26 protein-coding genes are annotated in these 23,609 nt (G+C 69.7%); 13 read left to right on the top strand and 13 right to left on the bottom strand.

What is annotated here, in order from left to right:
- Window positions 1-128 precede the first annotated feature (128 nt).
- From DDF62_RS08280 to DDF62_RS08265, 4 genes are all read left to right on the top strand, one after another.
- Window positions 129-638 carry a hypothetical protein gene (locus DDF62_RS08280; RefSeq protein WP_058348486.1) on the top strand — a complete coding sequence of 170 codons (510 nt, stop codon included), beginning with the start codon at window positions 129-131 and terminating at the stop codon, window positions 636-638.
- A gap of 4 nt (window positions 639-642) precedes the next feature.
- On the top strand, window positions 643-2,682 hold the full coding sequence (mrdA, locus tag DDF62_RS08275; RefSeq protein ID WP_116488681.1) for a penicillin-binding protein 2: 2,040 nt from the start codon (window positions 643-645) through the stop codon (window positions 2,680-2,682).
- Window positions 2,679-3,836, top strand: coding sequence for a rod shape-determining protein RodA (gene rodA, locus DDF62_RS08270; RefSeq protein ID WP_116488680.1), 1,158 nt, complete (start codon window positions 2,679-2,681; stop codon window positions 3,834-3,836). The genes mrdA and rodA overlap by 4 nt, the downstream gene beginning before the upstream one ends.
- Before the next feature lie 78 nt (window positions 3,837-3,914).
- Window positions 3,915-4,787 (top strand): hypothetical protein, encoded by an 873-nt coding sequence (locus tag DDF62_RS08265; protein WP_116488679.1) that lies wholly within the window; start codon window positions 3,915-3,917, stop codon window positions 4,785-4,787.
- An 18-nt stretch (window positions 4,788-4,805) separates the two neighbouring features.
- On the opposite strand, the gene DDF62_RS08260 is transcribed toward DDF62_RS08265, so the two are convergent.
- The 3 genes from DDF62_RS08260 to DDF62_RS08250 all read right to left on the bottom strand — a co-directional run bounded on the left by DDF62_RS08260 (window position 4,806) and on the right by DDF62_RS08250 (window position 6,543).
- Complete coding sequence (locus DDF62_RS08260; RefSeq protein WP_116488678.1) at window positions 4,806-5,102, bottom strand: winged helix-turn-helix domain-containing protein; 297 nt, start codon at window positions 5,100-5,102, stop codon at window positions 4,806-4,808.
- A gap of 2 nt (window positions 5,103-5,104) precedes the next feature.
- A complete protein-coding gene (locus DDF62_RS08255; RefSeq protein ID WP_244286751.1) occupies window positions 5,105-5,674 on the bottom strand; it encodes a hypothetical protein in 570 nt (189 codons plus the stop codon).
- 242 nt (window positions 5,675-5,916) lie between these two features.
- The gene (locus DDF62_RS08250) at window positions 5,917-6,543 is read right to left on the bottom strand and encodes a LysE/ArgO family amino acid transporter (protein ID WP_116488676.1); all 627 of its coding nucleotides are present in this window, start codon (window positions 6,541-6,543) and stop codon (window positions 5,917-5,919) included.
- A 69-nt stretch (window positions 6,544-6,612) separates the two neighbouring features.
- Here DDF62_RS08250 and DDF62_RS08245 point away from each other — a divergent pair, with 69 nt between their 5' ends.
- Window positions 6,613-7,533 (top strand): LysR family transcriptional regulator ArgP, encoded by a 921-nt coding sequence (locus DDF62_RS08245; protein ID WP_116488675.1) that lies wholly within the window; start codon window positions 6,613-6,615, stop codon window positions 7,531-7,533.
- Here the strand turns inward: DDF62_RS08245 and DDF62_RS08240 are convergent.
- Together DDF62_RS08240 and DDF62_RS08235 are read right to left on the bottom strand one after the other, a co-directional pair.
- Complete coding sequence (locus DDF62_RS08240; RefSeq protein WP_116488674.1) at window positions 7,505-8,761, bottom strand: DNA polymerase IV; 1,257 nt, start codon at window positions 8,759-8,761, stop codon at window positions 7,505-7,507. The two genes, DDF62_RS08245 and DDF62_RS08240, sit on opposite strands and share 29 nt — an antisense overlap.
- 10 nt (window positions 8,762-8,771) lie before the next feature.
- On the bottom strand, window positions 8,772-9,428 hold the full coding sequence (locus DDF62_RS08235; protein WP_116488673.1) for an HAD family hydrolase: 657 nt from the start codon (window positions 9,426-9,428) through the stop codon (window positions 8,772-8,774).
- A gap of 123 nt (window positions 9,429-9,551) precedes the next feature.
- Between DDF62_RS08235 and divK the strand changes: the two genes are divergently transcribed.
- On the top strand, window positions 9,552-9,920 hold the full coding sequence (gene divK, locus DDF62_RS08230; protein ID WP_058348522.1) for a cell-cycle response regulator DivK: 369 nt from the start codon (window positions 9,552-9,554) through the stop codon (window positions 9,918-9,920).
- 6 nt (window positions 9,921-9,926) lie between these two features.
- Window positions 9,927-11,291, top strand: a complete 1,365-nt coding sequence (locus DDF62_RS08225) for a PleD family two-component system response regulator (RefSeq protein WP_116488672.1) — start codon at window positions 9,927-9,929, stop codon at window positions 11,289-11,291.
- Window positions 11,292-11,298: 7 nt separating this feature from the next.
- On the opposite strand, the gene DDF62_RS08220 is transcribed toward DDF62_RS08225, so the two are convergent.
- The 4 genes from DDF62_RS08220 to DDF62_RS08205 all read right to left on the bottom strand — a co-directional run bounded on the left by DDF62_RS08220 (window position 11,299) and on the right by DDF62_RS08205 (window position 13,572).
- Complete coding sequence (locus DDF62_RS08220) at window positions 11,299-12,048, bottom strand: glutaminyl-peptide cyclotransferase (protein WP_425267034.1); 750 nt, start codon at window positions 12,046-12,048, stop codon at window positions 11,299-11,301.
- A gap of 93 nt (window positions 12,049-12,141) precedes the next feature.
- On the bottom strand, window positions 12,142-12,309 hold the full coding sequence (gene rpmG, locus DDF62_RS08215; protein ID WP_004620056.1) for a 50S ribosomal protein L33: 168 nt from the start codon (window positions 12,307-12,309) through the stop codon (window positions 12,142-12,144).
- Between the two features lie 81 nt (window positions 12,310-12,390).
- Window positions 12,391-12,834 carry a DUF6265 family protein gene (locus tag DDF62_RS08210; RefSeq protein ID WP_116488671.1) on the bottom strand — a complete coding sequence of 148 codons (444 nt, stop codon included), beginning with the start codon at window positions 12,832-12,834 and terminating at the stop codon, window positions 12,391-12,393.
- Window positions 12,835-12,837: 3 nt separating this feature from the next.
- Complete coding sequence (locus tag DDF62_RS08205; protein WP_116488670.1) at window positions 12,838-13,572, bottom strand: NUDIX hydrolase; 735 nt, start codon at window positions 13,570-13,572, stop codon at window positions 12,838-12,840.
- Window positions 13,573-13,693: 121 nt separating this feature from the next.
- Between DDF62_RS08205 and DDF62_RS08200 the strand changes: the two genes are divergently transcribed.
- Window positions 13,694-14,998 carry an amidohydrolase gene (locus tag DDF62_RS08200; protein WP_425267032.1) on the top strand — a complete coding sequence of 435 codons (1,305 nt, stop codon included), beginning with the start codon at window positions 13,694-13,696 and terminating at the stop codon, window positions 14,996-14,998.
- A gap of 194 nt (window positions 14,999-15,192) precedes the next feature.
- Window positions 15,193-16,101 (top strand): Hsp33 family molecular chaperone, encoded by a 909-nt coding sequence (locus DDF62_RS08195; RefSeq protein ID WP_116488669.1) that lies wholly within the window; start codon window positions 15,193-15,195, stop codon window positions 16,099-16,101.
- 214 nt (window positions 16,102-16,315) lie between these two features.
- Here DDF62_RS08195 and DDF62_RS08185 read toward each other — a convergent pair whose 3' ends face one another.
- From DDF62_RS08185 to metZ, 4 genes are all read right to left on the bottom strand, one after another.
- The gene (locus DDF62_RS08185) at window positions 16,316-16,603 is read right to left on the bottom strand and encodes a hypothetical protein (protein ID WP_116488668.1); all 288 of its coding nucleotides are present in this window, start codon (window positions 16,601-16,603) and stop codon (window positions 16,316-16,318) included.
- Between the two features lie 94 nt (window positions 16,604-16,697).
- The gene (locus tag DDF62_RS08180) at window positions 16,698-17,336 is read right to left on the bottom strand and encodes a hypothetical protein (RefSeq protein WP_116488667.1); all 639 of its coding nucleotides are present in this window, start codon (window positions 17,334-17,336) and stop codon (window positions 16,698-16,700) included.
- Window positions 17,337-17,412: 76 nt separating this feature from the next.
- Window positions 17,413-17,877: a Co2+/Mg2+ efflux protein ApaG gene (gene apaG / locus DDF62_RS08175; protein ID WP_116488666.1), complete on the bottom strand. Its 465-nt coding sequence runs from the start codon at window positions 17,875-17,877 to the stop codon at window positions 17,413-17,415.
- On the bottom strand, window positions 17,858-19,042 hold the full coding sequence (gene metZ, locus DDF62_RS08170; RefSeq protein ID WP_116488665.1) for an O-succinylhomoserine sulfhydrylase: 1,185 nt from the start codon (window positions 19,040-19,042) through the stop codon (window positions 17,858-17,860). The genes apaG and metZ overlap by 20 nt, the downstream gene beginning before the upstream one ends.
- A 230-nt stretch (window positions 19,043-19,272) precedes the next feature.
- Here metZ and DDF62_RS08165 point away from each other — a divergent pair, with 230 nt between their 5' ends.
- From DDF62_RS08165 to DDF62_RS08150, 4 genes are all read left to right on the top strand, one after another.
- Complete coding sequence (locus DDF62_RS08165; RefSeq protein ID WP_165832197.1) at window positions 19,273-20,559, top strand: glycosyltransferase; 1,287 nt, start codon at window positions 19,273-19,275, stop codon at window positions 20,557-20,559.
- A gap of 73 nt (window positions 20,560-20,632) precedes the next feature.
- On the top strand, window positions 20,633-21,661 hold the full coding sequence (locus DDF62_RS08160; RefSeq protein ID WP_101716502.1) for a 2'-deoxycytidine 5'-triphosphate deaminase: 1,029 nt from the start codon (window positions 20,633-20,635) through the stop codon (window positions 21,659-21,661).
- A gap of 76 nt (window positions 21,662-21,737) precedes the next feature.
- Window positions 21,738-22,613, top strand: coding sequence for a TraB/GumN family protein (locus DDF62_RS08155; protein WP_116488663.1), 876 nt, complete (start codon window positions 21,738-21,740; stop codon window positions 22,611-22,613).
- Between the two features lie 27 nt (window positions 22,614-22,640).
- Window positions 22,641-23,525, top strand: a complete 885-nt coding sequence (locus DDF62_RS08150; RefSeq protein ID WP_116488662.1) for a kinase — start codon at window positions 22,641-22,643, stop codon at window positions 23,523-23,525.
- Window positions 23,526-23,609: the final 84 nt, after the last annotated feature.

Below are 23,609 nucleotides of genomic sequence, written 5' to 3'. Positions count from 1 at the left end.
GCCCCCGCCGCGTCCCGGCCGACCACGCCCGCTCCGGCGGCCGCCAGGCCCGCGACCACCCGGCCGCCCGCGACGACGAGGCCCGCCACCACGACCCCGGCGACGACCGCGCCGGCCAGGACGCCGCAATGACCGGCGCCCGGCCCCTCAATCCGGGGCGCTGGCTGGGCGTCCCCATGCTGTTCGTGATCCTGGCGACGATCCTGTTCGCCGCCCCGATCCGCATGTGGGGCCTGCAACTGCCCGAACCCATCTTCGCCATGGTCCCGGCCTTCGCCTGGGCGGTGATCCGCCCGTCGATCCTGGCGCCGTTCGCCCTGCTGCTGCTGGGCCTGTTCCTCGACACCTTCTGGGGCGGCCCCACGGGCCTGTGGGGCCTGTCGCTGCTGGTCGCCTACGCCTCGGTGCTGGCGGTGCGCAACATGCTGACCGGCCAGAGCCGTCCGATGCTGTGGGTCTGGTACGCCGGCGCCTGCGCGCTCTCCATGACCGCGGGTTTCCTGTTCACGATGATGGACAGCCTGGCCATGCCCAGCTTGGTGGCCGTGTTCTGGCAGTTCCTGGCCACGGCGCTGCTGTTCCCGTTCGCTCACCGGCTGATCGATCGCTTCGAAGACGCCGACGTCCGGTTCCGGTGAGGCGATGAGCGAACCGTCGATCTTCTTCTTCGAGGTCAACGAGCGGCAGGGGGTCTTCCACCGCCGCGCGTTTCTGCTCGGCGGCTTGGCCGGCGCGGGCCTGCTGACCCTGACCGGGCGCCTGGCCCAGTTGCAGCTGGTCGAGGCCCAGCGCTACCAGAAGCTTTCGGCCGGCAACCAGTTCAACTACCGCCTGGTGCCGCCGCCGCGCGGCCTGATCCTCGACCGCAACGGCGTGGCCCTGGCCTCCAACCGCCCCAACTTCCGCCTGATGGTGATCAAGGAGAAGGGCATGGACGTCGAGGCGACCCTCGACGACCTGGCGACCCTGGTGCCCATCGACGGCACGCGCCGCGCGCGTCTCCTGAAGGAGATCAACAACGCCCCGCGCAAGGCGCCGGTCGTGGTGATGGAAGACATGACCTGGGAGGAGTTCTCCCGGATCAACATACGCGCCCCCGAGCTGCCCAACATCAGCGCCGACATGGGCGAGGTGCGGGTCTATCCGTTCGGCGGCGCCTTCGCCCACGTCATCGGCTATGTCGCCAAGGTCTCCGACCGCGACGTCGAGGCGGCCAAGAAGGATCCGACCCAGGACCAGGAACTGCTGCACAATCCCGGCTTCCGCATCGGTCGCCAGGGCGTGGAGAAGGCCTTCGACCTCGATCTGCGCGGCCGCGCGGGCGCCATCAAGGCCGAGGTCGACGCGCAAGGCCGCGTCGTCAGCCTTGACCCGGCCGGCGACATCCCGGCCACGCCCGGCAAGGAAGTGCGCCTCACCCTGGACGCCGACATCCAGAACCGCGCCCTCGAGGTGATGGGCGAGGAAAGCGGCGCCATCGTCGTGATGGACATCCGCAACGGCGACCTGCTGGCCATGGTCTCGGCTCCCAGCTTCGACGCCAACCGCTTCGTCAAGGGCCTGTCGGGCGCCGAGTACCGGGCGCTGTCGGAATACGAGCGCAAGCCGCTGCTCGACAAGGCGATGACCGGCACCTATCCGCCGGGCTCGACCTTCAAGCCGACGGTGGGCCTGGCCGCGCTGGCGGCGGGCATCGACCCGAACATCCGCATCAACTGCCCGGGCAGCTGGTACTACGGCGGCCGCACCTGGCGCTGCTGGCAGAAGGGCGGCCACGGCGCCCAGAACATGCACGACGCCATCAAGAACTCGTGCGACATCTACTTCTACCAGACGGCGCTGAAGATCGGCCCCGACGCCATCGCCACGGCCGCGCGCGGCATGGGCTTCGGCGAGATCTTCGACATCGGCATTCCCGGCCAGAAGAAGGGCATCGTCCCCGACCGCGAGTGGAAGAAGCGGGCCTTCAAGCGCAATCCGGCCAACCAGATCTGGTTTCCGGGCGAGACCCCCAGCTACGGCATCGGCCAGGGCGCGCTGAGCGTCAACGCCCTGCAGCTGGCGGTGATGACCGCGCGACTGGCCAACGGCCGCAAGGCCCTTAACCCGCGCCTGATCAAGTCGGTCGGCGGCGTCGAGCAGCCCAGCGGAGCCGACGTGCCCGACATGCCGTTCTCCAAGGAGCACCTCGACTACGTGCGCGGCGGCATGGCCGCCGTGGCCAACGACGTGCGCGGCACGGCCTATCGCCAGAGCCAGCTGGGCCTGGGCGACGTGCAGATGGCCGGCAAGACCGGCACGGCCCAGGTCCGCAGCTACGACAAGGCCAAGAGCCGCAACAGCGCCTCGGTGCAGTGGAAGCTCAAGGACCACAACCTGTTCGTGGCCTTCGCGCCCTATGACGACCCGCGCTACGCCGTGGCGGTGCTGGTCGAGCACGGCGGCCTGGGCGGCGCCACCGCCGGCGCCCCGCGCGCCCGCGAGGTGATGCGCGTGGCCCTCTTGAAGGATCCGGAGATCCGCGCCCGCATCGAGCGTCCCATGCCTCTGCCCGAGGCCCCGGTCGAGACCGCCGACGGCGTCGTCGAAGGCGCCGCGCCCGACGAGCCGGAGGAGGGCGCTCCGCCGCCCCCCGAGGCGACCCCGACGACCGGCCAGCCACCCCAGGGAGGCCACATATGACCCTAAGCGGCGGCCTTTCCCGGCCCGGCGAACGCGACCGGCCGATCATCAAGTTCATGGAGATCGACTGGACCTTCTGCCTGCTCCTGTGCCTGATCGCGGGCTCGGGGGCCTTGATGCTGTTCTCGATCGCGGGCGCCTCGTGGGAGCCCTGGGCCGACAAGCACCTGCTGCGTTTCGGCCTCTACTTCATCATGATGATCATCCTGGCGATGGTCGACCTGCGGGTCTGGTTCACCCTGGCCTATCCGATCTACGGCGTGGGCCTGCTGTTGCTGGTGGCGGTGGAGGTGGTCGGCGACGTGTCGCTGGGCGCCCAGCGCTGGCTGTCGATCGGCGGCTTCCGCTTCCAGCCGTCCGAGATCATGAAGATCGGCGTCGTGCTGGCGCTGGCCCGCTACTACCACGGCCTGTCGGCCGACAGCGCCCGGTTCTCCTGGCGGCTGCTGGTGCCGGCCGCGATGATCGGCGCGCCGGTGCTGCTGGTGGCCCACCAGCCCGACCTGGGCACCGCCATGCTGATCGTCATGACCGGCCTGGCCATCGTCGTGCTCGCCGGCCTGTCCTGGCGGGTGATCGCCACCGGGATCATCGGGGCCCTGGTGGCCATCCCGCCCTTCGTGCTGTTCGTGCTGCACGACTACCAGCGCAAGCGGGTGCTGACCTTCCTCAATCCCGAGGCCGACCAGTCGGGCTCGGGCTACCACATCTACCAGTCGAAGATCGCCCTGGGCTCCGGCGGCCTGCTGGGCAAGGGCTTTGGCCTCGGCTCGCAGAGCCAGCTGAACTTCCTGCCGGAAAAGCAGACCGACTTCATCTTCGCCACCCTGGCCGAGGAGTTCGGCTTCGTCGGCTGCCTGTGGGTGCTGGCGCTGTACGGCGTGGTTATCTTCATGGCCCTGCGCATCGCCTCGATCAGCCACAGCCACTTCGGACGCCTGGCGGCCTCGGGCGTGACGGCGACCTTCGCCCTCTACGTGCTGATCAACGGGGCCATGGTCATGGGCCTGGCGCCGGTGGTGGGCGTGCCCATGCCGATGCTGTCCTACGGCGGCACCGTGATGATGACGGTGATGATCGGCTTTGGCCTCGTCCAGGCCGTGCGGGTGCACCGCTATACCGAAGTCACCAGCGGCAAGGGTTCGCTGATGTAGTCGGCCTGGCGCGTGGACTTGCTATTTACGCGCGTCAATTTGAATGCCAGTCTCGCCCTCCGAGTGGGGAGGGAAGTCATGAAGTCTTGGTTGATCGCGGTCGCCGCGGCCGCGGCGGGTCTGGTCGGCGCGGCCCATGCGGGCACGCCCTATCCGGTGAAGATGAAGTGCCCCGTCGGCGGCGAAAGCTTCGTCTACACCGACACCATGTCCTACAGTACCTGGGGCCAACGGCCCGACGGCAAGCCGTATGGCAGCTGGGAATTCCCGCGCCCGATCCCGACCTGCCCCGGCAACGGTCTCGTCGTTTACAAGTCGTTCTCAAAGGCCGAACTCAAGGCGCTGCCGGCTCTGCTCGCCTCCGAAGACTATCGGCGGATGGTCCAGGAGGACACCAGCTACTACCGCGCCGCCTGGCTCGAGCGCGCCCTGAAGGGCGAGGGCGATCCGCTGTGGCTGGTGCTTCAGGCCAGCTGGCAGAGCGACGCCGAGCCCGCGCGCAAGGCGCGTTACCAGCGCGCGTTCATCGCGGGCGCCGAGGCCTTGCCCGCCAAGCCCGACGACCCGCAGTGGCTGGGCATGATGGCCAAGGTGGTCAATGCGCGTCGCGAGCTGGGCGAGTTCGACGCGGCCAAGGCCGATCTGGCGCGGCTGGATGTCGACAAGCAGCTGGCCGCTCTGCCCGCGCCGCCCGCGGAAGGGCAGGAGCCCCAGGCGGTCGCCAACCGTCGCGGGATACTCAATTTCCTGAAGAAGCTCGGCGCGGTGGTCGACCGGGGCGACGCCAGCGCCGAACCGATCGACATGATCCCGCCGATGGCGGCTGCGCACCAATGCGTGGACCTGGAAGCCAAGGGACAGAGCCACGAGGTCTGCAAGTCCGAGCGCGTCGCGAAGTTCCTGGAGAGCATCCGCGAGGCTGGCAAGGGCCGCGACGCGGCGGGAAGTTGAACTCCCGCCAGGGGCGCGTCAGTCGATGCCCTCGACCAGTTCCCGCAGGTAGGCGACGTGGCCCCTGAAGGCCTTGGCGCCCTCCGCCGTGACCTTGGCGCGGGTTCGGGGGCGCTTGCCGACGTGGTCTTTCAGGATCTCGACATAACCGGCCTTTTCCAGGGCGGTCAGGTGGCTGCCCAGATTGCCGTCGGTGGCCTGGGTGATCGCCTTCAGGCGCGAGAACTCGGGCGGCTCGCCGTCGCGCTCGGCATAGAGCGCGGCCATGATCTTCAGGCGCAGGGGCTGGTGAATCAGGTCGTCGGCCTGGGCCATGCTCAGGCCCTCGCCAGCCAGACGCCGCTGACGAACAGCGCCACGCTGGCGCTGGCCATCCAGAAGGCGAGGATCTCGGGGAAGGCGTAGAACCCGACCAGGGTGAGCGCGAACATCACCGCGCCGATCCCCAGGTAGCGCCCAGCCACGAAGACGCCGACGGCCGCGTAGATCGCTCCCACCATCAGGCCGGGAAAGGCCAGGTAGGCCGCCGGATCCGTGGGGCGCAGCACGTAGAAGGTCGACATCACGAAGATGATGGCCACGGCCATGCCGCCCATCATCTTCAGGGAGTTGCCCTGGCTTTTCATGCCGGCGGCCCGCGTGGCCTTGTCCGCCGGACGGGCCAGCAGGATGGAGCCGATCGCGCCGACCGTGTCGAGCACCAGCCAGACCCAGCCCCACTGGTGCGAAGGCAAAAGGCCCATGCCGAGATAGCCCAGGGCCCAGACCACGCTCCACAGCATCAGGATCGGCCCGCCGATGCGGTAGCCGCGCAGGGTGGCGCCCCGGCGGGTGGTTTCCTGAATGTCGGCCAGCGCCGCGGCCGCTTCGTTCTTGGTCAGCACCATCACATCCTCCATGGAGCTTCAAAGCTCTCTGTGGTGCAGAGTGATATCGCGAAGTAACTCTGTCAAGCAGAGTTCTCTGATCGGGTTCTCGGCTCTTTTCCGAGCATCCCCGCGAAGGCGGGGATCCAAGCTGGATTTCAGGGTGGGGCTGGGCGGCGAATGAGCCGCCGAATCGGCTTGGGTCCCCGCCTTCGCGGGGAAGTGCGGATCAGGAAGGGCTGGGGAGGGACGGCAGATCCAGCCTACCGACCCGTCGCCGCGACCAGCAGGCTGGCGGCCAGCAGCAGCATCACCGCGCCGATGACGAGGTCGAGCGCGCGCCAGGCGGCGGGGCGGGAGAACAGCGGGACGAGGAAGCGGGCGCCGAAGCCCAGGGCCGAGAACCAGGAGACGCTGGCCAGGGCCGCGCCGGCCATGAACAGCGGCCGCTCGGCGACGGGCAGGCTGGCGCCGACCGCGCCCATCAGCATCACCGTGTCGATATAGACGTGCGGGTTCAGGAAGGTGAAGGCGGCCGTGCCGGCCAGCGCCGCGCCCAGGGTGATGCTCGGCTGGTCGGCCAGGGCCAGCGCCTCGGGATTGGCCGCCCGCCGCAGGGCGCCGACCCCGTACCAGGCCAGGAACGCCGCGCCGCCCAGGCTCAACGCCAGCGACAGGCCCGGAACCAGCGCCAGCAGCGCGCCCAGCCCGTTGACGCCGGCGATGATCAGGGCGGCGTCGGCCAGGGCGCAGAACAGCACGATCGGCGCCACGTGCTCGCGCTTCAGCCCCTGGCGCAGGACGAACATGTTCTGTGCGCCGATGGCGACGATCAGACCGGCGGACAGGGCGAAGCCTTTTGCAAAGGCGGGGAGGAGGGCGGTGCTCATGGCCGTCTTGATGGCGGCGGCGACGGCTGTAGTCTAACTAAGGATGCTAAATCAAAATTAGGCGATCTAATGCTGGACTATGCGTCCCTGGCCGCGGTGGCGGCTGTCGCCCGTGAGGGGGCCTTCGACAAGGCGGCCGCTGCGCTGGGCGTCACCCCTTCGGCCGTCTCACAGCGGGTGAAGGGCCTGGAAGAGCGCCTGGGCGCGGTGCTGCTGACCCGCGGGCAGCCCTGCCGGCCCACCGCCATCGGCGCGCGGCTCTGCGCCCATGTGGAGCAGGTGCGGCTGCTGGAGGGCGACCTGATCGCCGACCTGCCGCGCTTGACCGACCTGGCCGAGGGGCCGGCCGTGGTGCGCATCGCCGTCAACGCCGACAGCGTCAGCACCTGGTTCCCGCTCGCCGCCGCGCGCTTCGCCGAAGAGACCGGGGCCATGCTCGACATCGTCATGGACGACGAGGCTCACACCGCCGAGCGCCTGCGCGACGGTGAGGTGCTGGCCGCCGTCACCGCCGATCCCGCGCCGGTGGTCGGCTGCAAGACCTATCCCCTCGGGGCGATCGAGTACGTGGCCACGGCCAGTCCCGCCTTCATGGCGCGGGTCTTCCCGGGCGGTTTCGGCGCCGAGCGCCTGCGCCATGCGCCGTTGCTGCGCTTCGACCGCCGCGACGGTCTTCAGGCTCGCTGGGCCCAGGAAGCGCTGGGCGTACGCCCCGAAGGCCCGGTGCACTGGACGCCGGCCACTCAAGGCATGCTCGACATGAACCTGGCCGGCCTGGGCTGGGCGATGACGCCGCGCACGCTCGCGCAGCCTCACCTGGCTTCCGGCCGGCTGGTCGAACTGCCGCCGGGCCACGCCATCGCGGTCACGCTCTACTGGCAGCGCTCGCGGCTGTCGGCGCGGCTGCTGGACCGGCTGACGGCGGCGGTGCGAACGACGGCGGGCGAGGCGCTGGCGGAGGCTACTTGCTCTTCAGCGCCCGGCCGGTGACGACGGCGCTGAGGCCGAACTTGCCGCGCAGGGCGTCGATGGCGGTCTCGCTCTTCAGGGCCCGGCGCTCGTCGCCGGCGAAGAAGTCGTCGGCCGCGCCGGCGGCGGGGACGAATTCGGTCAGGCCCGCGCCGATCAGGCGGTAGGACCGGCCCGGCGGCTCGGCGGCCAGCAGTTCGCGCGCCACCTGGAACAGGGTCTGGGCCGTCTGGGTGGGGACGGGCAGGGTGCGGCGGCGGGTGTGGATCTTGAAGTCGGGCGTGCGCAGCTTCAGCGTCGCGACCCGACCGGCCACCTCTTCCCGGCGCGCCTGCCGGGCGACCTTCTCGCACAGGGGCCACAACTGGTCTTCCAGGTCCTCGCGGCGGAAGAGATCGTCGTTGAAGGTGGTCTCGGCGCTGATGGTCTTGCGGACGCTGTCGGGATCGACCGCCCGGGCGTCCTGCCCGTGGGCCAGGCGATGCAGCCGCAGGCCGCCCGCGCCCAGCTCCCTGGCCAGGGTCTTGAGGTCGGCGTTGGCGATGTCGCCGACGGTGCGAAGGCCAAGGCCCGCCAGCGTCGAGACCGTGGCCGGGCCCACGCCTGGCAGGATCGACACCGGCTTTGACGCCAGGAAAGCCACCGCCTCGGCCGCGCCGATGGCCGAGAAGCCGCGCGGCTTGTCCAGTTCCGAGGCGATCTTGGCCAGGAACTTGTTGGGGGCCAGGCCGATGGAGACGGTCAGGTTCTGCTCGGCCTCGATCTCTCTCTGAACCTTGGCCAGCATCACGGCCGGCGGCGCGCCGTGCAGGCGTTCGGTGCCTGCAAGGTCGATCCAGGCCTCGTCCAGCGACAGCGGCTGGACCAACGGCGTCAGGTTCGACAGGCGCGCCATGATCAGCGCGCTCTCGTGCTTGTATTTGGCGAAGTTGGGCTTCACCACGACCGCGTCGGGACACAGCTGCAGCGCCTTGAACATCGGCATGGCCGAGCGCGCCCCGCTCATCCGGGCGATGTAGCAGGCCGTGGTGACCACGCCCCGCTTGCCGCCGCCGACGATCACCGGCTTGTCGCGCAGGCTCGGATCGTCGCGCTTCTCGACCGAGGCGTAGAAGGCGTCGCAGTCCAGGTGGGCCATCGACAGGACGCCCAGCTCTTCATGGAAGACCGTCCGCGGCGAGCCGCACGACGGGCAGCGCGGCGCCCTGCGCTCGCCGGTCCACAGACAGTCTCTGCAGAGGGCTTTCATCCGAGGGTCTTCATCGCCCGTCGAGCGCCAGCGCCTCGCGGAGGGCGACCTTCAGGTCGGGCCACAGGTCGATGCGCCGGTGCCGGTCGGGCGCGCTGGGGGCCAGGGGGCGCAGGCGTTCGTCCGTCACCATCTGGAAGCGGCCCACGCTCGGGGCGTACTCGGCGACTGATTCGAGTTGGGGCAGCAGATCGTCGATGAACACCGCCGGCCCCTCGACCCGCCCGGCCAGGTCGGCCGCCGACGGACCCTTTGGGCCGGAATTGATGATCAGCGGATAGTCGAAGCCGTGGGTCTTCAGCCAGCGGGCGCGGGTCTGGCGGCCGTGCTCGGGGGCGTTGGTCAGAATCACCACATTGGCGTCCAGCGACAGGTCGGCCAGGGCGTCGGCCGCGCCCTCGGCCGGCAGCAGATCCTCGCCGCCGTCGCGGAAGAAGTCGTTGAACAGGGCCCGGCCGGCGATGAGGTCCAGGTGCTCGGTCTCGCCCGGGCGATAGATGTTCTGGAACAGCGCGAAGCGATCGACGCGCAACTCGAAGCCGTGCCGGCCGATGAACGCGCCGAAGCCGGCCATGAACTGGGCCAGCACTTCGTCGACATCCACGATGACGAGCGGACGGTGCGCATCCAGCGTGCAGGTCTTGAGGTCGAGAGAGCGGGCGTCCATTTGTGTGCGATCGGTCGTTGGAAACGCGATTAGCGCGGGCTTAAGGATATTCGTGCGATCTGAGGATGAAGAAGCGGCGCGAATCCCTCACGTGTCGCCACGGACCGTATGGTCGGGGTCAGGATGACGAAGAAGGTCCTCATCGTCGAGGATAACGAGCTGAACATGAAGCTGTTTCATGATCTGCTCGAGGCCCAGGGCTACGAGACCCTGCAGACCCGTGAGGGACTGCAGGCGCTGTCGATCGCCCGTGAACACCGCCCGAATTTGATCCTCATGGACATCCAGCTGCCCGAGATTTCGGGCCTGGAAGTGACCAAGTGGCTCAAGGAGGACGACGATCTGTCACATATACCCGTGGTCGCTGTTACGGCATTTGCGATGAAGGGCGATGAAGAGCGGATTCGCGAGGGCGGCTGCGAGGCCTACATCTCGAAGCCGATCTCGGTGTCGCACTTTCTCGAAACCATCCGCCGGCTGCTGGAGAGGTAACAGGTCGTGAGCGCGCGAATCCTCGTCGTCGACGACATCGAGGCCAATGTGCGCCTGCTCGAGGCCAAGCTGTCGGCCGAATATTATCAGGTCTCCTACGCCTATGACGGCCCGACGGCCCTGGCGAAGGCGGCCGAGGAACTGCCCGACATCATCCTGCTGGACGTGATGATGCCCGGCATGGACGGCTTCACCGTCTGCCGCAAGCTCAAGGAAGACGCCGCCACCCGCCATATCCCGGTGGTGCTGGTCACGGCGCTGGACGGCCGCGCCGACCGCATCCAGGGCCTGGAGGCGGGCGCCGCCGACTTTCTGACGAAACCCATCGACGACGTCATGCTGTTCGCCCGCGTGCGCAGCCTGACCCGCCTGAAGATGGTCATCGACGAACTGCGCCAGCGCGAGGCCTCGGGCCGCCGCATCGGCGTGATCGCCGGCGCCGCCGCCCGCCTGGACGGCATCGGCGGCCGGGTGCTGATCGTCGACGACAACGAACGCCAGGCCCAGCGCGTCGCCTCCGAACTGGCGGTCGAGCACCGTCCTGTGATCGAGACCGACCTGGCCAAGGCCGAGATCAGCGCCGGCGGGCCGGTGGACCTCGTCATCGTCAACGCCGCCGCCCGCGGCTTCGACGGCCTGCGCTTCGCCGCGACGCTGCGTTCGAGCGAGCGCACCCGTCACCTGCCGATCCTGGCCGTGGTGGATCCCGACGACCGCCCGCGGATGGTCAAGGCGCTGGATATCGGCGTCAACGACGTGCTGCCGCGCCCGATCGACCCGCAGGAGCTGGCCGCCCGCGTCCGCACCCAGGTGCGCCGCAAGCGCTACACCGACTACCTGCGCAACAATCTCGACCACTCGCTGGAGCTGGCCGTCACCGATCCGCTGACCGGCCTGCACAACCGCCGCTACATGACCGGCCAGCTGTCGGCCCTGGTCAACCGCGCCACCATGGGCGGCGACCCGGTCTCGGCCCTGCTGATCGACATCGACTACTTCAAGAAGATCAACGACGGCTTCGGCCACGATGTCGGCGACGAGGTGCTGCGCGAGTTCGCCCTGCGCCTGGCCTCGAACGTGCGGGCCATCGACTTGCCTTGCCGCTACGGCGGCGAGGAGTTCACGGTGATCATGCCCGACACCCAGCTGGCCGACGCCGTGCGCATCGCCGAGCGCATCCGCATGCATGTGGCCGGCTCGCCGTTCCGCGTGGCCGGCGGCCAGGAACTGCTGACGGTGACCATCTCGGTCGGCGTCTCGGCCACCACCGGCGCGGGCGACAGCCCCGAGGCCCTGCTCAAGCGCGCCGACAGCGGCGTCTACGAAGCCAAGGCCGCCGGCCGCAACGCCGTGGTCTGCAAGGCGGCTTGAGCGCCGCCTATTTCGCCACCTTGATCTCGAACAGCCACGGCCAGAACTTCCCCGTAACGAAGATCCGATCGGCCTTGGCGTCGTAGGCGATGCCGTTCAGCACGTCGGCGCGGCGAGCCTCCTCCGGCGTCAGCAGGCCCGACAGGTCCAGCCGTCCGACCACCTTGCCGGTCTTCGGATCGATGCGGATGATCTGGTCGGTCTGCCAGACATTGGCCCAGACCTCGCCCTTGATGAATTCCAGCTCGTTGATCTGGTCCACGGGGCGACCATCGTCGGTCACCTTCACCCGGCCGGTTTCCTTCAGGGTCTTGGGATCCAGGAACCGCAGCTCGGCGGTGCCGTCGCTCATGATGATGCGGCGGTCGTCCTTGGTCAGGGCCCAGCCCTCGCCGGTGTAGCTGAAGGTCGACTTGACGGCGAAGGTCGCCCGGTCGCGCACGAAGCCGATCCCGTTCTGCCAGGTCAGCTGGACGATCTCGTCGCCCCAGTCGACGATTCCCTCGCCGAAATACTTGGGATCGAGGTCCGCCTGCTGCCGCACCGCGCCGGTTTCCAGATCCACCTTGCGCACCCACGAGCGGCCTTCCAGGCCCGTGCTCTCATAGAGCTGGCCGTCGCGCACCAAGAGGCCCTCGGTAAAGGCCTGGCGGTCGTGGGGATAGGTGCGGACCACCTCGTAGCTCTGCACCGGCGCCGGCTGGGCGCAGGCGGGCAGGGCGGCCATGGCGGAGAAGGCGAGGGCGAGGCGAACGATCACGCGATGAACCTATTCCAGGGACCGGAAAAACAAAAACGCCCGACGTTGCCGCCGGGCGTTTTCGAGAATCGTCGGTGCGACGAGGCGATCTTACTTGATCTTGCCTTCGCGGAATTCGACGTGCTTGCGCACGACCGGGTCGTACTTCTTCAGCACCATCTTCTCGGTCTTGGTGCGGGCGTTCTTCTTGGTGACGTAGAAGAAGCCGGTGTCCGCCGTCGAATTCAGGCGGATCTTGATCGAAGCCGGTTTGGCCATGGTCGAATCCCTGCGGTGGTCGCGCAGGTCCCCGCGCGGTCGAAATGAGAGGCGCGGAACATACTCATGAACGGGCCAAAGTCAATCGGCGCCTGAACATCGTTTGTAGGGGAAATCCACGGACCGCGCCTGGCCGCCGATTTCGCCCTCGATCCGGCCCAGCAGGCCGTCCACGCCTTGGCTTTTGTAGATCACGCGCTGGGGGAAGTCGTGGCCGGGATTCTCGAACACCAGCTCGCCCGGCCCAGCGCTCTTCAGCGGAAAGGCGGCCGGCGCCTGGCCCGAGGGCATGGCGAAGAAGGTGAGTCGACCGTCGGCCTCCTGGATCCGCGTGAACTCGTAGGTGCGGACCGTGCCGTCGCGCACCGTGCGGCTCATGCCCAGCATCAGGCCGCCGCCGGGCGCCAGCCACTGCTCCTCGACGACGCCGTTCGGGCGCTCCTGCTTCCAGCAGCCGGCCAGGAAGGCGGCCTGGTCGATGGCCGGCGCCGGCGCGGCCTGCAAGGCGAGGATGAGGGCGAGCATGGCCTAAAGCTCCGTCATCACGGCGTTGCCGCGCAGGAAGCGCATGAACGGGGCGGGGCGGCCGGGGTCCTTCAGGCGCTGGGCCGTCTCGCGCAGCACCATGCGGGTGATGCTGGGCAGATCAAGGTCGCGGGTCTCTTCGAAGGTCACCCAGGCGATTTCGTCCAGCTCGCCGCAGTCGGGCTGGCGTTCCAGGCTCAGCAGGGCGCTGGCCGGGGCCATGAAGAAGCGGGCGTCGAAGCGGCGCGGGCGATAGGGCGGGGTGATGGCGCGGGCCACGAAGCTCAGCGGCGACAGGTCGGGCAGGGCGCCCTGGGCCAGGAACGGCCGCCAGGCGCCGGCTCCGGGCCGCGCCGGCGCGGCCTTGGCCAGCAGCAGGCCGGTCTCCTCGAAGGTCTCGCGCACGGCCGCCAGGGCCAGGGCGCGAGCCAGGCGGGCGGGGGAAGGGTGGCGAGGCTCGGCGGCCAGCCGCGCGGCGACCTCGGGATCCAGCTCCGTGGCCGACGGCGCGCCATAGTCGCCGCGATCGACCCGGCCGCCCGGAAACACCCACTTGCTGGCCATGAAGGCGTGGCCGCGGCTTCGCCGGCCCATCAGCACCCGCGGGGCGGGGCCGTCGTCGCGCACCACGATCAGTGTGGCGGCGTGGCGGGGGCGAATGACGCCGGAACTGGGATCCAGCGCCTCGCCGTCGTCTTTCGAGTCGAAGGTTGGGGAGTCGGATGCAGGCTCGGTCATGGACGAAGCTTAGTCTTCACGACGGTTCTGCAAAGCCGTTCCTTAGGTAAAGCGCCGCCGCCCTTGACCCGGTCCCAGGAACCGCCAAGCTCGCCCGCAAAGTCTTCTCAAGGAGTCGGGAATGGGCGTGCGCGCGAAGGTTTCGGTACTGGCCCTGATGGCGGCGAGCGCCATGTCCGTCCCCGCGCTGGCCGCGCCCTCCGCGGCGAAGGTCGAGGCGGCGGCCAAGGCGGCCCAGCCCAAGGTCGTGGCCTGGCGGCGCGACGTCCACGAGCATCCCGAGCTGGGCAACCAGGAAGTCCGCACCGCCGCCCTGGTGGCCAAGGAGCTGAAGGCCCTGGGCCTGGAGGTCCGCGAGGGCGTCGGCAAGACCGGCGTCGTGGGCGTGCTGAAGGGCGGCAAGCCCGGCAAGGTCGTGGCCCTGCGCGCCGACATGGACGCCCTGCCGGTGCTGGAAAAGACCGGCCTGCCGTTCGCGTCCAAGGCCACCGCCACCTGGGAGGGCAAGACCGTCCCGGTGATGCACGCCTGCGGCCACGACACCCACGTGGCCATGCTGCTGGGCGCCGCGACCGTGCTGGCGGGCATGAAGAACGACATCGCCGGCACGGTGGTCTTCGTCTTCCAGCCGGCCGAAGAGGGGCCCCAGGCCGGCGACGAGGGCGGCGCCAAGCTGATGATCGCCGACGGCGCGCTCGACAATCCCAAGGTCGACGCCATCTTCGGCCTGCATATCGGCCCCGGCGACGCCCACGCCCTGAACTACCGCCCCGAAGGCTTCTACGCCGGCGCCGACCGCCTCACCATTACCGTCAAGGGCAAGCAGACCCACGGCGCGCGGCCCTGGGCCGGCATCGACATGGCCAGCATCTCGGCCGACATCGTCCAGGCCCTGAACCAGATCGCCGCCCGCCAGATCGATGTCGGGACCTCGCCGACGGTGCTGACCATCGCCACCATCAACATGGGCGTGCGCAACAACATCATCCCCGAAGACCTGGTGATGAGCGGCACCCTGCGCACCTTCACGCCCGAGCGTAAGGCCGAGGTGATCGCCAAGACCCAGAAGGCCGTAACCGCCATCGGCGACCGTTACGGCGCCAAGGCCGAGGCGGTGTTCACCCAGCCCTATCCGGTCACCTGGAACGACGCGGCCCTGTCGAAGTGGGTGAAGGCCTCGCTGGAGAAGGCCTCGCCCGGCAAGGTCGACGACCAGGCCGCCCTGGTCACCGGCGCCGAGGACTTCTCGCTCTACGGCCAGAAGATCCCGGCGGTGTTTGTCCAGCTGGGCGGCCGCAAGGTCGACGTCCCCGCCGCCGGCGCGCCAGCCAACCACTCGCCCTATTTCGACATCGACGAGGCGGTGCTGGAGACCGGCGTGAAGGCCGAGGTGTTCATGGCCCTGGATTACCTGGCGAAGAAGTAAGGGTAAGACCCTCCCCCTCTGGGGGAGGCGGCCGAAGGCCGGTGGGGGGACGTTTTTCAGCTTCCGGGGCGGTGGCTGGCTTCCCGAACACTCCCCCCACCGATCGCTTTGCGATCACCTCCCCCACGGGGGGAGGTTCCTCCAAACAGGCGCCCCCCTCGCATTTTTCGTGGAAGCGCCTATCTAACCGCCCCATGACCGACGCCGCCCCCCAGATCCTGTCCGACGACCTCGTTTCCGCCTTCCAGATCGAAGGCCTGCCCGTGCGCGGCCGCGTGGTGCGGCTGGGCGAGGCGGTCAACGAGGTGCTGACCCGCCATTCCTATCCCGAGCCCGTGGCCAACCTGCTGGGCGAGGCCTGCGCGCTGGCCGCCCTGGTCGGCTCGAGCCTGAAATTCGAGGGCCGCCTGATCGTCCAGGCCCAGGGCGACGGCCCGGTGCGCTACGTGGTTGTCGACTACGACACCACCGGCGGCCTGCGCGGCTATTGCCGGTTCGACCCCGACGAGGTCGCGGCCGTCTCGGAGGGCTTCGCGCGTCCCGGCGCCAAGACCCTGCTGGGCGGCGGCGTGTTCATCATGACCCTCGACCAGGGCCAGGACATGGAGCGCTACCAGGGCGTCACCGCCATCGAGGGCGAGAGTCTGGCCCTGTGCGCCGAGCAATACTTCATGCAGTCCGAGCAGATCCCGACCCGCGTGCGCCTGGCCGTCGGCCAGGTCGACACCGGCGAGGGCCTGACCTGGCGCGCCGGCGGCATCCTGATCCAGACCATCGCCGGCGACGAGACGCGCGGCGAGACCAAGGAAGCCTGGAACCACGCCCAGGCGCTGTTCGAGACCACGGGCGAGGACGAACTGATCGACCCGACCGTGCCGACCACCACCCTGCTGTGGCGCCTGTTCAACGAGGACGGCGTACGCCTGATCGACGAGAAGCCGCTGCGCGCCTTCTGCCGTTGTTCGGAAGAGCGGATCGGCGTGGTGCTGCAATCCTTCTCGCCCGAAGAGAAGGCCGAGATGATCGAGCCGGACGGCAAGATCCACGTGACCTGCGAATACTGCTCGCGCGTCTACGCGCTGGAGCCGAACGGCGAGGCCTAAGGCACGAGGAACCTCCCCCTGTGGGGGAGGCGATCGCGCAGCGATCGGTGGGGGGAGTGATTGCGAACTTCCCCGCGCCTAGAAAGCTGAAAACGTCCCCCCTCCGGCCCTTCGGGCCACCTCCCCCAGAGGGGGAGGATCTCGGCGGGCGCCGAGCGAAAGATGCTCCCCTTTTGGGGGAGCTGTCGCGAAGCGACTGAGGGGGTCTTCCCCGTCAGTGCCGTCCTTCCGGCCGTCGGATGACGTATTCGTGCGTCAGGTCCAGATCCAGCCGCACCGAGCCGGCCGGCGGGCCGCCGCTGTCGAGGTGCGGCCGCTCGCCCAGCACCAGATAGGCCTGGGCGCTGGGTTCGAGATTGTTGAAGCTGATCTTCGACGAGCCGCCCGGCGGGATCGACCGCGCCAGGCTCACCGGCCTGGTCGGGGCCTTCTGAAACACCACGACCGTCGAGTTCTGGACGTCGTCGCTCTGGTTGATGAGGGTGAGCTCGTAGTCGGCCACGCCGCAACCTCCCTATGTGTTCGCGGTCTCGCGCCGCTGGGGGAAGTAAACGCGTAACATTGTTACTTGGCAACGGCGCCGTTCGGCGCAGCCGTCAGCTGTAGGTCACCGAGAAGGTTCCGTTCGCCTGCTGGATGACCGTGGCGGTGGTCTGGGGCCTTCCGGTGAAGTCGATCTCAGCGCTGGCGGTGAGCTGGGCCGCGTCGATCACCTCGCCGGGCGCATAGGCCCCCTCGGCGACATAGTAGGTGTGGATCGGCCTGATGTTGGTGATCGTGTTCGGCAGGGCGGGGAAGGTCGTCGTGGGCACGGGGATCGGCGTGCCGGCGATGCGGGCCATGCCCAGCACGTAGCCGCTGGCCGGCGTGAAGTCCGAGCCCGTGACGATCGCGAACGACCCGGGCTGGGCCGTGCCCGGGCTGGTGAGCGTGGTGAAGCCGGTTGGCGAGCCGCCGCTGAAGGCGACCGTGTCCTGGGTCTGGGCGCTGACCTGCATCACGCCGCCGCTGAGCATCTGGCCGCCCACCGGCGGATGGCTCCAGTAGGCGTAGACGGTCTCGTCGAAGGTGATGCGGTCGAAGCCGCCGTTGGTGACGCCGGGAAAGGTCGCCCAGGCGTTGGTGTAGGCCTGGGGCGAGCCCCCGTTGGCGGTGAGTTCCGGCTGCCGCAGGAAGAGCACGTAGCTCTTGGCGGCCTGGGACTGGTTCCAGATCTGGATGGTGTAGGACGTCATCGCTCGGTTCCCCCGCAGGTTCGCGAACGATGACGTACTATCTCAAGGTTGCGTTTTCGGAAACGCGATCGTGCCGTCAGTTCACCCGGCGCGAGGCGCCGGGCAGGTGCAGCGAGAACTCGGGGATCTGCGCGTCGAACGCCTCGCCGGCCTCGGTGACCATCTGGTAGCGGCCGACCATGGTGCCCGAGGCCGTCGGCAGCGGGCAGTTGGAGACGTAACGGAAGGCCTCGCGCGGTTTCAGTTCCGGCTGCTCGCCGACCACGCCCGAGCCCTCGACCTCGTTGCTGCGGTTCATCGCGTCGGTGACCTTCCACCAGCGCGCGACCAGGTGCACGGTCTCGACGCCGTGGTTCTCGATCTCGACTGTGTAGGCCCACAGGTACAGGCCCTGCTCGGGAGAGGACTCCTCGGCCAGATAGCAGGGCGCGACCCGCACGACGATGTCGCGCGTGCGGGCCTCATAGATGCCGGTGTCGGGGCCGCGGCGCCGACGGATCCGCTTCAGCGGCGGGCTGGACTCACGCCTGGTCGAGCGCACGGGTCACGTCTCGCGTCAGGTCGGACAGGCTTTCCAGGCCCACGGACAGGCGCACGCCGCCCTCGGTGACGCCCAGCAGGGGGCGCATCTCTTCCGGAACGGAGCGATGGGTCGTGGTCGGCGGGTGGGTGGCCATCGACTTGGCGTCGCCCAGGTTGTTGGAGATGTCGACGATCTCCAGCGCGTTCAGGAACTTGAACGCCGCCTCGCGCGAGCCGAGGTCCAGCGCGATCACGGTGCCGGCGCCGGTCATCTGCTTCTTGGCGACCTCGTAGCCCGGATGGTCGGTGCGGAACGGGTAGAGCACCCGCGTCACCTTCTTGTGCTCGGCCATGACGTCGGCCAGGGCGGCGGCGGTGTCGGTCTGGCGACGCACGCGCAGGTCCAGCGTCTCCAGGCCCTTGAGCATCACCCAGGCGTTGAACGGCGACAGCGAAGGGCCGGTGTGGCGCATGCTGTCGCGATAGAATTCCTCGTTGATCGCCTCGGTGGTCAGGATCGCCCCGCCCAGCACCCGGCCCTGGCCGTCGATGTGCTTGGTGGCCGAGTAGACGACGACGTCGGCGCCCAGCTCCAGCGGCTGCTGGAAGATCGGGGTGGCGAACACGTTGTCGACGATGACCTTGGCGCCGACGGCGTGGGCCAGTTCGGAGACGGCGCGGATGTCGGTGATCGCCAGCACCGGGTTCGAGGGCGTCTCGATCAGAACGGCCTTGGTGTTGGGCTTGATCGCTGCTTCCCAGGCCTCGATGTCGGTGGCGTCGACGAAGGTGGTCTCGACGCCGAAGCGCGGCAGCCACTCGGCGACCAGCCAGCGGCACGAGCCGAACAGGGCGTTGCCGGCCACCACGTGGTCGCCGGCGCGCACTAGGCCCATCAGCGCCGAGTGGACGGCGGCCATGCCGGTGGCGGTGGCGCGGCAGACCTCGGCGCCCTCCAGCAGGGCCAGGCGGTCCTCGAACATCTTCACGGTCGGATTGTTGAACCGCGAATAGACGAAGCCCGGGTCCTCGCCCGAGAACCGGCGGTCGGCGCCCTCGGCGCTGTCGTAGGTGAAGCCCTGGGTCAGGTAGAGCGCCTCGGCGGTCTCCATGAACGGCGAACGGGCCAGCCCTCCACGGATCAGCTTGGTGGCGACGTCCCAGTTCTTCGGATCTTCGGACACGGCGTACTCCCGACGACGAAAAGGCCCGCGCCGGCAACTTACCGCCGACGCAATCGCGGTGGGTATAGGCGATCTTTCACTGCTTCGTCACGGTCCGAGCGCGTCGGGCGAGCGCCGGGGCGGCAAAGGTCGCCTGGCGGGGGTGACGGGCCTTGCCTCGGCGCGCCGGTTGCGGTTCCCATCCGGCGGAGCGGCGCGCGGGGGCGAGGATGGCGGCGGGGCGACGGATCGTGCTGGCGACGACGGGCTCGCTAGGCGATCTGCATCCGTTCCTGGGCCTGGCGCTCGCCCTGAAAGGTCTTGGCCATGCGCCTCTGCTGGCCACCCACGAGGACCATCGCGCCAAGGTCGAGGCCGAGGGCCTGGCTTTCGCCCCGCTGCGGCCCAGCACCCGGCAGATCCAGGAGCGCCTGGGTCTCGATATAGCCGACGTGTTCGAGCGGATGAGCCGCGACCCCGATTTCCTGCTGCGCGACCTGCAGATGCCCTTCCTGTCGGAGACCTACGAGGATGTCCGCGCGGCGGCGCTGGGGGCCGACATGGTGGTGGCGCACAACATCGTCTTCGGCGCGGCGCCGGCGGCCCGGGCGCTCGGCTTGCCGCTGGTTCGCGTGGCCCTGGCTCCGATCTTCATGCAGTCGGCGACCGATCCGTCCGAGACCGGGCCGGCGCCCTATGTCTTCACGCCGCGCTCGGCCGCGGCGATCGGATGGAACCGGTTCGTCCGCGCACTGGTGCGCGGGCGGATCGCCGCCTCGCTGAAGCCCCTGCGGGATCTGGGCCGCAGGCTCGGCGTCGCCCATGCGGGCGCCGACGCCATGTTCGATTGCGGCCACGGCGACGGTGCGCCGGTGCTCGGCCTCTACTCGCCTGTCTTCGGGCTCGTGCAGCCCGACCACCCGCCCGGCCTGACCCTCGTCGGCTTTCCGTCCTACGACAGCGAGGCCGGGGGGCAGTCCGCGCTGGATCCCGCGCTGGCGGCCTTTCTCGACGCGGGGCCGGCGCCGATCGTGTTCTCGCTGGGCAGTTTCGCGGTGCATGCGCCGGGCGACTTCTATCGCGCCAGCCTAGAGGCGGCGCGCGTGCTCGGTCGCCGGGCGCTGCTGCTGGCCGGCGCCGAGGAGGCCGAGCGGTTGGCGGGTGCGGGAACGGGGGGAGGCGACGTGTTCGTCGGTTCCTACGCTCCCCATTCGCTGGTCTTCCCCCGCGCCGCGGCCATCGTCCATCACGGCGGGATCGGCACGACCGCCCAGGCCCTGCGGTCGGGACGCCCCCAACTGGTGACGCCGTTCCTGGGCGACCAGCACGACAACGCCCGGCGAGTGAGGCGGCTGGGCGTCGGCCGCAGGCTTCGGCCCGACCGTTACGAGCGCGGCGGCGCGGCCGCGGCGCTGAGGGCCGTGCTGGAGGATCCGGCCTACGCCGCCGCCGCGCAGGGCCTGGCGCCGGTCTTTCGGGACGAGGACGGGGCCATGGCCGGCGCCTTGCATCTCGACGAACTGCTCCGGCAGGGCTGAGGGCCTCCAGATTCTCGCGGCGGCTCCCATCGCGCGCTTGCCTCACGGCGGCGGTTTAGAGAGTGTGCCGGCGATGACCGACGCCCACGCCGCAGGGATTCTGCCCTGCCAGACCATCGAGTCCCTGATCGCCCAGGAGGCGATCACCTCGCAGACCCCGTTCGACCGCGACCAGGTCCAGCCGGCCAGCCTCGACCTGCGCCTGGGCGTGCGCTGCTGGCGCGTGCGCGCCTCGTTCCTGCCGGGCGTCTCGCGCCGCGTGCCCGACCGCCTCAAGGACGTGGCCATGCACGAGCTGGACCTGTCGAAGGGCGCGGTGCTGGAGAAGGGCTGCGTCTACATCGCCGAGATCCAGGAGCGCCTGGCGCTGCCGGCCAATGTCGCCGCGCGTGGCAATCCCAAGAGCTCCACGGGCCGGGTCGACGTCTTCGTCCGCCTGCTGAGCGACCACTCCAAGGCCTTCGACGACATCGAGGCCGGCTATGAGGGGCCGCTCTATATCGAGATCGCGCCGCAGACCTTCTCGGTGCTGGTCCGCGCCGGCACGCGCCTGAACCAGCTGCGCCTCAAGCGCGGCGACCCGGTCAAGCTGGCCATCCGCAGCGTCGGCGTCGACCTGACCCCGGGCGACACCGGCATCGTCGGCTTCCGTGGCCGTCGCCACGCCGGCGTCGTCGACCTCGACCACGAGGACGGTCACGACCCGCGCGACTTCTGGGAGCCGCTGGAGACCCGCCACGGCGAACTGCTGCTGGATCCGGGCGAGTTCTACATCCTGGCCTCCAAGGACGACGTCGAGATCCCGGTCATGGAAGCGGCCGAGATGACTCCGATCGATCCGTCGGTCGGCGAGTTCCGCGTGCACTACGCTGGCTTCTTCGACCCGGGCTTCGGCACCGAGGAGGCCGGCGCCGTCGGCTCCAAGGGCGTGCTCGAAGTGCGCAGCCACGAGACGCCGTTCCTGCTGGAAGACGGCCAGACCGTCGCCCGCCTGGTCTACGAGCCCCTCACCGAGCGCCCCGCGCGCCTCTATGGCGAGGGCGGTTCGCACTACCAGCGCCAGGGCCTGAAGCTTTCGAAGCACTTCAAGGCGTGGCGTTAGGCCGCGGCGCTTTGCGCTCGCCCGGTTAACGCGCTCTCGCCTAGCGTGGTCCCCGTGTTTTTGTCGGGGACGGCGTATGGTTCTGGCTTGGGTTAGGGGCGCGGCGGCGGCCGTCGTCGCGCTGGCGGGTCTGTCGGGCGTCGCCCGCGCGGCCCCGGCCATGTGGGAGGTCAGCGACGGCGACTCCCGCATCTACCTGTTCGGCTCGATGCACGTGCTGTCGCCCGACGTGCGCTGGCGCACCCCGGCCTTCGACCGCGCCTATGCCCGCGCCGACAAGCTGTGGTTCGAGACCCGCGTCGACGCCGATCCTGCCGCCGTGAAGGCGCTGGTCGACCGCTACGGCGTCGATCTCGACCGTTCCCTGACCGAGAAGCTGCCGCCGCGCACCGTGGCCAGCCTGCGCGCGGCGCTCGACAGCCGCGGCGCCAGCCTGGACCGCGTCGACCGCCTGCGGCCCTGGGCGGCGGCGATGATGCTGTCGGTGCTGCCGATGGCGGAGGAGGGCGGCTCGGTGCAGGACGGCGCCGACGCAAGCGTCACCCGTCAGGCCGTGCGGGCCGAAAAGCCGGTCCTGGCCTTCGAGAGCTTCGAGCAGCAGCTGCGGCTGTTCGCCGACCTGCCCGAGACGGTCGAGGTGCAGTATCTCGACGACGTCGCCGCCGAGCAGGTCGCGCCGCCGCGCCGGGGCGTTGATTTGCAGCAGGCCTGGCTGAAGGGCGATGTCGACCGCCTGGGCGCGGTGCTGGTCGAGGGCATGCGCCGCGACCGGCCCCAGCTCTACGAGGCCCTGCTCAAGCGCCGCAACCTGGCCTGGGCTCAGGTGCTGGACCGCGAGATGGCCGGCTCCGGCGTCGAACTGGTCACGGTCGGCGCGCTGCACATGGCCGGGCCCGACGGCCTGCCGTCCCTGATGAAGGCCCGCGGCTATCGCGTGCGGCGGGTGCAGTAGCCGCACGAACCGGTGCATGGTCGGGTCATGAACGCGCCCGATCCCGCCTGGCTGCCTGACTTCATGCGTGACGAGCGCCTGGACGCCGGCTTCGTCGAGACCTTCCACGTCCTGCACCGCCCCCTGGCCGAGCGGCTGATCGAGGCCGTCCGCGCCCATGGCCGGCCGGGCTTCGTCGCCGGCCTCTCGGGACCGCAAGGAGCGGGCAAGTCGACCCTGGTGGCGGCGGTCGCCCGGCTGCTCGAGGCCGACGGGCTGAAGGTGGCGGTCCTGTCGCTGGACGATCTCTACCTGACCCGGGCCGAGCGCCAGGCCCTGGTGCGCGACGTCCATCCGCTGCTGGCCACGCGCGGACCGCCGGGCACCCACGACGTCGCCCTGGGCCTGTCGGTGCTCGACGCTCTGGCGGGGCAGGGGCCGGTCGCTCTGCCGCGCTTCGACAAGGCCGCCGACGACCGCGTCCCGCGCGAGGCCTGGCCGGTGTTCGACGGTCCCGCCGACGTGGTGCTGCTGGAAGGCTGGTGCCTGGGCGCGCGGCCGCAGGGGGGCGAGGCCCTGGCCGCGCCAATCAACGTCCTGGAACGCGACGAAGACCCGGACGGCGCTTGGCGCGGCTACATCGACGCGGCCCTGGCCGGTCCTTACCGCGAACTCTTCGGCCGGATCGACTGGCTGGCGGTGCTGACCGCGCCCGACTTCGCCACGGTGCGCGCCTGGCGACGCCAGCAGGAGGCCAAGCTGCAAGCGCGGCTGGCGGCGCGGGGCCAGCGCGGCGGCCTGGATCCGGCGGCCCTGGAGCGCTTCCTCGACCACTACGAACGCCTGACCGCCTGGTGCGCCAAGGACCTGCCGGAACGGGCCGACGTGCACGTGGCGCTGGACGCGAGGCGGCGACCGCTTACCCCGTCCTGAGTCGCGCAAAGCGCAAGTCGCTGAACATGTTCAAGCTGTCGCGCGGCATGGCGTCGCACTACATGTGGTGTTAGCTGCGTTAAC

This window comes from Caulobacter radicis, assembly GCF_003094615.1.
Taxonomy (GTDB): domain Bacteria; phylum Pseudomonadota; class Alphaproteobacteria; order Caulobacterales; family Caulobacteraceae; genus Caulobacter; species Caulobacter radicis.
The sequence above is the reverse complement of the archived record's forward strand: the minus strand, read 5'-3'. Positions and strand labels throughout refer to the sequence as shown.

Coding starts and splice junctions, on each gene's coding strand:
- rpmG (WP_004620056.1), bottom strand. CDS start 12,309: ATGGCCAAACCGGCTTCGATCAAGATCCGCCTGAATTCGACGGCGGAC.
- DDF62_RS08240 (WP_116488674.1), bottom strand. CDS start 8,761: ATGAAAGCCCTCTGCAGAGACTGTCTGTGGACCGGCGAGCGCAGGGCG.
- DDF62_RS08235 (WP_116488673.1), bottom strand. CDS start 9,428: ATGGACGCCCGCTCTCTCGACCTCAAGACCTGCACGCTGGATGCGCAC.
- DDF62_RS08280 (WP_058348486.1), top strand. CDS start 129: ATGACCGGCGCCCGGCCCCTCAATCCGGGGCGCTGGCTGGGCGTCCCC.
- divK (WP_058348522.1), top strand. CDS start 9,552: ATGACGAAGAAGGTCCTCATCGTCGAGGATAACGAGCTGAACATGAAG.
- DDF62_RS08245 (WP_116488675.1), top strand. CDS start 6,613: ATGCTGGACTATGCGTCCCTGGCCGCGGTGGCGGCTGTCGCCCGTGAG.
- DDF62_RS08210 (WP_116488671.1), bottom strand. CDS start 12,834: ATGCTCGCCCTCATCCTCGCCTTGCAGGCCGCGCCGGCGCCGGCCATC.
- DDF62_RS08265 (WP_116488679.1), top strand. CDS start 3,915: ATGAAGTCTTGGTTGATCGCGGTCGCCGCGGCCGCGGCGGGTCTGGTC.
- DDF62_RS08150 (WP_116488662.1), top strand. CDS start 22,641: ATGAACGCGCCCGATCCCGCCTGGCTGCCTGACTTCATGCGTGACGAG.
- DDF62_RS08260 (WP_116488678.1), bottom strand. CDS start 5,102: ATGGCCCAGGCCGACGACCTGATTCACCAGCCCCTGCGCCTGAAGATC.
- DDF62_RS08205 (WP_116488670.1), bottom strand. CDS start 13,572: ATGACCGAGCCTGCATCCGACTCCCCAACCTTCGACTCGAAAGACGAC.
- DDF62_RS08180 (WP_116488667.1), bottom strand. CDS start 17,336: ATGACGTCCTACACCATCCAGATCTGGAACCAGTCCCAGGCCGCCAAG.
- rodA (WP_116488680.1), top strand. CDS start 2,679: ATGACCCTAAGCGGCGGCCTTTCCCGGCCCGGCGAACGCGACCGGCCG.
- DDF62_RS08255 (WP_244286751.1), bottom strand. CDS start 5,674: ATGGTGCTGACCAAGAACGAAGCGGCCGCGGCGCTGGCCGACATTCAG.
- DDF62_RS08160 (WP_101716502.1), top strand. CDS start 20,633: ATGACCGACGCCCACGCCGCAGGGATTCTGCCCTGCCAGACCATCGAG.
- mrdA (WP_116488681.1), top strand. CDS start 643: ATGAGCGAACCGTCGATCTTCTTCTTCGAGGTCAACGAGCGGCAGGGG.
- DDF62_RS08155 (WP_116488663.1), top strand. CDS start 21,738: ATGGTTCTGGCTTGGGTTAGGGGCGCGGCGGCGGCCGTCGTCGCGCTG.
- DDF62_RS08195 (WP_116488669.1), top strand. CDS start 15,193: ATGACCGACGCCGCCCCCCAGATCCTGTCCGACGACCTCGTTTCCGCC.
- DDF62_RS08250 (WP_116488676.1), bottom strand. CDS start 6,543: ATGAGCACCGCCCTCCTCCCCGCCTTTGCAAAAGGCTTCGCCCTGTCC.
- DDF62_RS08200 (WP_425267032.1), top strand. CDS start 13,694: ATGGGCGTGCGCGCGAAGGTTTCGGTACTGGCCCTGATGGCGGCGAGC.